This is a genomic window from Neisseria sp. P0022.S010 (assembly GCF_051956635.1).
Window position 1 is genome coordinate 1 of the sequence record NZ_JBQCXF010000573.1, and the last position, 1,823, is coordinate 1,823.

A 1,823-nucleotide genomic window follows, 5' to 3' on the forward strand; every position below is an offset into this window, starting at 1 on the left:
GTGCTATACTGAAACAAATAAACCGCTTCATCACACATCATGTCTCCCCGTCCAGTTACCATTACTTCCTACAATATGCACAAAGGCATGTCTGCGCTCAACCGTAAAGTGCAGGTCAACCGCATGGCTGACGCGCTGGGTGCATTGGGTTCGGACGTTTTGTTTTTACAAGAAGTCCAAGGACAACATCTCAACAGAAGCCGCCGTACCAACTTTCCTGATGCACCGCATTATGACGTCATCGGCGACAGCCTCGATTATCATCGCAGCTACGGTAAAAATGCCGTCTATCCTAAACGCCATCACGGCAACGCCATTCTCAGCCGCCTGCCGCTGAAAACGGAAAACAACCTTAACATCAGCGTCAACAAACTTGAACAACGAGGCCTGTTGCATTGCGAAGTCGTGCCCGAAGGTTGGGAAGATCCGCTGGTGTGTTTGTGCGTCCACCTCAACCTGCGCGAGCCGGACCGCCTCAAACAATACCGTGCCATCAGCGACTACGTTGGCCGATATATTTGTCCGGAAAGCCCGTTGATTATCGCCGGTGATTTTAATGACTGGCGGCAGAAATCAGCCCATGAGCTGGGTAGGGCATTAGATTTGAACGAAGTATTCGTCGATAATACAGGCAAACGCCCCAAAACCTTCCCTTCGCGCCTGCCCATACTCAGCCTCGACCGCATTTACACGCGCAACCTTGATGTCATTGATTCTGAAATCCACAACGGTAAAGACTGGCAGCATTTGTCAGATCATCTGCCATTGAGTGTAACGGTTAGGCCGCATCGTAAAATGAATATGAAATCAGATAGAAAAATGTAAGGCTGAAATCTTTGTTAAAGCGCTATTGGTAATGTATCGAAAGAAAAAGTTTTTTCACTCAGATAGTTGAGACCAAATGTGGGGGACTGTTAGTTTTTGCACAAGGAATAAATAGAGTAAAAAAACGCTGAAATCTCGGAAAGACGTGGATTTCGGCGTTTTTTTGTATCTGGAAAAGTTACGCCAGCTTTTTCACAAAACCGCGCCGGAATGCGCGGTTTTTTGTTTGAAGTTGACGGGATTGGGAATTTTTTAAAACTATTTTAAGAGGGTTTTAAAATCAGTTTACGGTACGGCCGAACCATTCTACCCGGCCGATGATGGCTGTATCGGTGTTGTCGGCTGTGAGGTCGATTTCAAAAGGTTCGTAGAGAGGATTGGCGGATTTAACCAAGAGCCGGCCGGGCAGGCGTTGGATGTTTTTGACGAACAGGTCGTTTCCTATGCGTAGGACGTACAGGCCGTCGCGCGGCTCGGTTTCGGCGTGGTTGATTAGGATGTTGTCGCCGTGGTTCAGGATGCCTTCCATGCTGTCGCCTTTGACGGCGATTACGGAGAGCTTGTCTGTCTGCCGGGTAACGTAGTTTTCTATCCAGTATCTCCGGAAAGCCATGCAGAATAATGGTTTTTCATCATTCACTGCTTGTCCATGCCCTGCTGCCGCTTCTACGCTGTATCGCGGGATAAAGACAAACTCACGCAGATCAACCGGATTGCCCAAGGTATCCACCGCGCCTGAGCCGGTATTGGATACCGGGAATGCTCCAACGTTCTCCGGTCTTGATTTGTCAGCAAACGGCAAACCTTTGCCGGTCAGTAACCAGTTTAAATCACAGCCGGTAACTTCTTGAATTTTTATAAGTGTTTCAGCCTTTGGCAAACCATCTTTAGCAAATACCTTATTCAGTCCCATGTAGGACATATCTATCTTGGAGGCTATATCCTCCAATGTCGAATCCGGCCATAAAAGCTGAAGTCTGCTTTTAAAAGTCATATGT

General features: G+C 47.7%; 2 protein-coding genes. One reads left to right on the forward strand and one right to left on the reverse strand.

From position 1 onward, the window contains the following. The first annotated feature begins 39 nt into the window (after window positions 1-39). Entirely contained in the window at window positions 40-825 is a 786-nt protein-coding gene (locus tag ACTHUT_RS19525) for an endonuclease/exonuclease/phosphatase family protein (protein WP_250600862.1), read from the forward strand. Between the two features lie 280 nt (window positions 826-1,105). Here the strand turns inward: ACTHUT_RS19525 and ACTHUT_RS19530 are convergent, their stop codons facing one another. Next, window positions 1,106-1,819, reverse strand: coding sequence for a S24 family peptidase (locus tag ACTHUT_RS19530; protein WP_049322698.1), 714 nt, complete (start codon window positions 1,817-1,819; stop codon window positions 1,106-1,108). Between the last annotated feature and the right edge of the window lie 4 nt (window positions 1,820-1,823).